Here is a 5,326-nt window from a genome sequence, read left to right as displayed (position 1 = left end):
TTGGTGAAGTCCCAGTCGTTCTGCGCCACGCTGGAGCAGGAGCCGGACAGCCCCGGGTCGACGGTGCCCGGGCACTGGCGGTCCCGGTTGACCGACCAGTAGGTGTAGCGGGCCAGGCCGTGCGCGGTGGCGAAGTCCAGCACGGTCTGGAAGTCAGCCTGGTGGAAGTACTCGGCGGCGTCGGTGCGGCCGTTCATCATCGACACGCCCTCGTGGGCGTACGCGGTGGCCTCGTTCCAGCCGAAGGTGGTCTGGAGGATCTGGTTGAACTTCACCAGCGCGTCGGTCTGCGCCGCGGCGCTGTTGAAGCCGCCGTCGAACGGCATGATCGAGTAGTTGTTCGGCGTGAAGCCCTGGGACTTGGCCTCGTTGAGCATCTGGGTGCCGAACCAGCCGGTGCCCGCGTTGGTCCCGGCGGTGGTGATCGAGACGTACAGGCCGGGGTTGTTCTGCTGGAGGATCCGCGCGGCGCCGATCTCGTTGTGGATGGCGGCCGTGTTCTCGTACTCCGGTTCCTCCAGGTCGAAGTCGATCGCCTTGAGGTTGTACTTGGTGATCACCTGCTGGTAGCCGGCGGCGGTCGCCTCGGGCGTGCCGCAGACCTGGCCCAGCTTGGTGCCGCCGTACCCGCCGACCGACACCGAGACGTCCCCGCCCTTGCCGCGGATGGTCTGGATGACGCTCGGCATGGTGGTGTCGGAGTCGATCGAGGAGGTGCCGCCCCAGGCAGGGGAACAGCTGTTGCCCTGGGCGAGGATGAAGGCCAGCTGGAAGGCCTTCTGCCCGGTCGCGTCCATCACGGCGGCGGCGTCCGGCGGGCTGTTGTCCTCGGGCATCAGGTACGGCGCCGAGGCGTACCAGTTGCTGCCCAGACCGGCGGTGCCCGCGCCGGTCGTGTCCGCGGAGGCGGAGCCGGTGCCGGCGAGCGCGGCGGCGCCTCCGGCGACCAGACCGAGCACCCCGGCCACCGCGAGCGCGGCCCGGCTGCGGCGGCGTCGGCGGGGAGCGGGCGGGGTGTGCTGTGGGGCGTGTTGTGAGGCGTGTCGTGGGGGAAGAGCGCGTTCCATCGGAACCTTCCAGGGAGCGGCGGTGGGGGAAATCGGGCCTGGTCGCGCCGGATGTGGGGGTGGCGTGACGGCCGAACGGACCCTTGGCGGCGGGTAGTTGCCGAAGGTCATCACTGGTATAGACCTGTCGAGGAATGGCGGTCAACCCCAAAATGGTCAAGCCGCCCGCCGGTCGCCGGTGCCGCTCGCCGCCGGTCGACAGGCCCTAGAGTTGACGGGTGGCCAAGGAGAACGAGAACAGGGTGGACGGTCAGGTGCGGGCCGGTGCCATCGTCCAGGCGCACACCGTCGAACGGCTGTACCTGCCGCCGGAGCGGCCGACGGCGGTCCCCTGGCAGTTGCCGCCCGACCTGGTCCACTTCGCCGACCGGACCGGCGAACAGGAGCAGGTCCTGGCCGCCGCCACCGAGGCGCCCACGGCCGGGGGCCCGCTGGTGGTGGCCCTCAGCGGCATGGGCGGCATCGGCAAGACCGCCCTCGGCTTCCAGCTCGCCCGCGTCCTGCGCGACCACGGCCGTTGCCCCGACGGCATCCTCCACCTCGACCTGGACGACCTGCGCCGCGACGGCGCCGTCGAACTCGCCGACGCCCTCGGCCAGCTGACCCGCGACCTCGACCCCGAGGCCGTCCTCCCGCCCGGCTACGCCGACCGGCGCCGCCGCTACTGGTCCGCCAGCCAGGACAAGCGCCTGGTCCTCGTCCTCGACAACGCCCGCAGCGGCGCCGAGGTGCTGCCGCTGCTGCCCTCCTCGGCCGCCGCCGTCGTCATCGTCACCAGCCACGGCCGTCTCCACGACCTCGACGGCACCCGCGCCGTCGAGCTGCCGCTCGGCCCGCTCAGCGGCGAGGACGCCACCGGCCTGCTGCGCGCCACCGTCTCCGACCCCCGGCTCTCCGCTGACCCCGAGGCGGCCGCCGAGCTCGCCCGCCGCTGCGCCGGGCTGCCCGCCGCCCTGCAGGTCGCCGGGCGCTGGGTGCGCAAGCACCGCAGCCGCGAACTGCGGCGGCTCATCGAGGAGTTGACCGTCGAACTGCACCGGGACGGAGTGCCGGTGGTGGAGGCCGTCTGGGACGCCGCGTACGCCAGCCTGAGCCCCGACGCGGCCCGGCTGTACCGGCTGCTGCCGCACCACCCGGGGCCGGTGGTCACCGTCGGGGTGGCAGCGGCGCTGCTGGACTCCGGTGCGGAGCCGGCGGAGGAAGCGTTGGAGGAGCTGGAGGACGCGGGGCTGCTGCACCGGAGGCCCGACGGGCTGGGGCTGCACGACCTGATCCGCGGCCACGCGCGGCGGCGGGCGGCCGGGCCGGTCGGGCCGGTCGGGCCGGCCGAGGGCTCCGAGGTGGAGGACGGTGAGGCCGCCCGGAGCCGGCTGGTCCGCTGGTACCGGCGCCAGGCCGCCCGCGCGGACCTGGTCGCGGCAGGCACGCGACTGGTGGTCTCCCGGCCGCCCGGCGAGGCGCCCGACGTGGCCTTCGACGTGCCGTTCACCTCCCCGCACGAGGCCATGCACTGGCTGGAGCGCGAGCACCTCGCCCTGTACGGCTGCGTGCGCATCGCCTACGAGGACGGCCTGGACGCCGACGCCGTCGCGCTGTGCGAGCCGCTCTGGACGCACTTCCTCGACCACCAGCACTACGCCGACGTCATCGACGCCTTCGGCCTCGGTGTCGCCGCCGCCGACCGGTCCGAAGACCCGCTCGCCGCCGTCCGGATGCGCTGCCAACTCGCCCGCCCGCTCTGGGAACAGCGCCGCTACCCGGAGGCCGCCGAGCAGCTTCGCATCGCCGTCCAGCGCGCGGAGCTCCTCGGCTCCACCGAGCTGGAGCGCAAACTGCGGGCCTCCGCCGCCGAGTTCCGCGGCAAGCTGGCCTCCGTCCAGGGTGACTGGGCCGCCGCCGTCCCGGACTTCGAGGCGGCGCGGGCAGAGCACCTCGCCATCGGCAACCACTACGGCGCGATGCTCCAGACCTACCTGCTCGGCCGCGCCGCCCTCGCCCTCGGCGACCCCGACCGGGCCGTCACCCTGCTCACCGAGGCCCATGAGGTCGCCACCGGGCTCCGGCGCGAGCGGATGATCTCCCGCACCGCCTTCGAGCTCGGCACCGCCCTGTGGACGGCCGGCCGCCCGGCCGAGGCCGCGCCGCACTACCGGGCCGCCCTCGCCGGCGCCCGCGCCCGGCAATCGGCCACCGACCAACTGCGGGTGCTGGACCGCCTGGTGGCCTTCCACGAGGAGCTGGGCGAGGCCGAGGAAGCGGCCGGCTACCGCGCGGAGGCGGCCCGGCTGCGCGGGTAGCTCGCTGCGGGCGGCCTCTTGTCTGGGGCGGCTGACGGCGAACAGCAAACAGATGACAGATAACAGATTTCGAAATCTGTTATCTGTCATCTGTTCGCTGTTTTCTGTCAGCTGTCATCCCTCCGCGCGGTCGGCGCCCGCGGAGGGCCGCGCCTCAGACCAGGTGCCCCGACTCCGCCTCGGTGGCGGGCTCCAGCCGGATCTGGTGGGTGGTGGGCCCGAGGCGCGCGGTCAGGGTGGCGGGAAGCGGGTGGCGGCCGTCGGGGTGGGCGGCGATCCAGGTGTGGACGGCGGAGAGGGCGGCGGCGGGGTCGGCGCGCAGGATGCGGGTGCCGGCGCGCGCCGGGGCGAGGTGGACGCTGAAGGGGGCGTCGCCGTCACGGCGCAGCAGGCAACTGGTGGGGGAGAGCACCACGGCGGCCGTGCGGCAGTTCGGGTACTCCTCGAAGACCTCGGCCGTCCAGTCGGCGGCGGTCCGGTACTCCTGATGCCAACCGGCCGCCGGTGCAGGGGCGTTGGCGCGCCGGTAGAGCAGTGCGGCGCTCTGCAGCTGGCGGGTGCCGGCCCGGCCGTACTCGGCGGCGCGGTGGTGGAAGGGCGGGTCGGCCCAGGGCGGCAGCCGGTCGACGGAGATCCGGCCGTCCTCGATCGACGCCCGGACGGCGAAGGCCGCCGGGGTGTGCGGGGCTCGGTCGGGCACCGGCAGCGGGCGCGGCCGCACGGGGTACGGCGGAGGGGCGAGGCCGAGCAGCTTGTACAGCTCCGGCCGCAGCGTCTCCAGGGACCGTCCGGTGAGCGCGAAGGCCTGCTCGGCGAACCGCCGGGTGCCGCCCGGCCGGTCCGGCCCGCCCAGTTCCTCCGGCAGGGTGGGCGCCGCCGGGGCCAGGTGCGGTACGGAGGCCAGCAGCCGGGCCATCGGACTGTCGGGGACCAGCTCGCCGGCGCCGTCGCAGGCCGCCACCACCGGCAGGTCGAGGGCGGCGGCGTACAGCGCGACCGAGCCGTGGTCGGTGACCAGCACGTCCCCGGCGACCAGCAGCGCCGCCCACTCCTCGTACGGCGCCGCGAGCACCATCCCCGCGTCCAGGGCGGGCCGCAGTCGCCGGGCGAGGTCGAAGGAGCCGGTCCGGCTGTACTCGTTGGGGTGGACGATCAGCGCCAGCTGGTACCCGTCGTACGGCAACCGGGCGGCTAGCTCGGCGGGCAGTTCGGGGCGGCGGGCGAGAAGCGACTGCGGCCCCCAGGTGGAGGAGAGCACCACCAGCCGCCGTCCGCCGGTGCCGAGCGCGGAACGGATGGCGGGGCGACGGTCGAGGGACTCCAGGATCCGGTCGAGCGTCGGGTCCCCGGCGACGACGGCGTGCCGACGGGCGTCGGGGATCCGGGCGGCCAGCCGTTCGACCTGGTCGGGGTGGGCGAGGGCGTGCAGGGCGGCGGTGGGGCGGCCGTCGTTGAGCAGGAACGCCGGGTCGAGGCCGGACGGCAGCTCCGGCGAGCCCTCCTGCGGCAGGGCCTTGTTGAAGCCCGCCCCGTGCGGCAGCAGCACCTGTCGGCCGCGCAGGCCGTCGAGCCCGCCCTTGGGGCTGGCGGTGAGGATCAGGTCGTGCGGGGTGGCGAGGGCCTGCGCCCACGGGATGCAGCGCGCCCCGGCGGCGTCCACGGCCGCGAGCGCGTCGGCGGCGAAGTGGGAGCCGGGCACCAGGGTGAAGCGGCAGCGGACGCGGTCGTCACCCTCGAAGACGGGCAGCAGGTCGAGCAGCCGGTGCAGCGCGGCGGCCGAACGCACGGCGAACAGCACCTCGGCGGGGGAGTCCGAGGAGCGGGGCGGCGTCGGCTGGCTGGCTGACTGGCTGGCTGGCTGGCTGGCTGGCTGGCTGGCTGGCTGGCTGGCTGGCTGGCTGGCTGGCTGGCTGTACCGATGGTTCGGTAGCACACCTCAGCACCCCCCGTCGAGGGTGCGGC

The 5,326-nt window shown here is 74.6% G+C and carries 3 protein-coding genes; 1 reads left to right on the top strand and 2 read right to left on the bottom strand.

Features of this window, described 5'->3' with window-relative positions; all coding sequences use genetic code 11:
• A partial coding sequence (locus J0670_RS29060; RefSeq protein WP_243437676.1) for a chitinase occupies positions 1-1,067 on the bottom strand: 1,067 nt, incomplete at its 3' end.
• A 218-nt stretch (positions 1,068-1,285) separates the two neighbouring features.
• Here J0670_RS29060 and J0670_RS29055 point away from each other — a divergent pair.
• Complete coding sequence (locus J0670_RS29055) at positions 1,286-3,364, top strand: tetratricopeptide repeat protein (protein ID WP_207814667.1); 2,079 nt, start codon at positions 1,286-1,288, stop codon at positions 3,362-3,364.
• 154 nt (positions 3,365-3,518) lie between these two features.
• Here the strand turns inward: J0670_RS29055 and J0670_RS29050 are convergent, their stop codons facing one another.
• The gene (locus J0670_RS29050) at positions 3,519-5,150 is read right to left on the bottom strand and encodes a translation initiation factor 2 (protein WP_207814666.1); all 1,632 of its coding nucleotides are present in this window, start codon (positions 5,148-5,150) and stop codon (positions 3,519-3,521) included.
• Positions 5,151-5,326 lie beyond the last annotated feature (176 nt).

Origin of the sequence: Streptomyces sp. FH025 (genome assembly GCF_017427025.1) — a bacterium.
Lineage (GTDB): Bacteria > Actinomycetota > Actinomycetes > Streptomycetales > Streptomycetaceae > Kitasatospora.
Note: the sequence above shows the minus strand (reverse complement) of the source record. Positions and strands in the feature narration are given on the sequence as shown.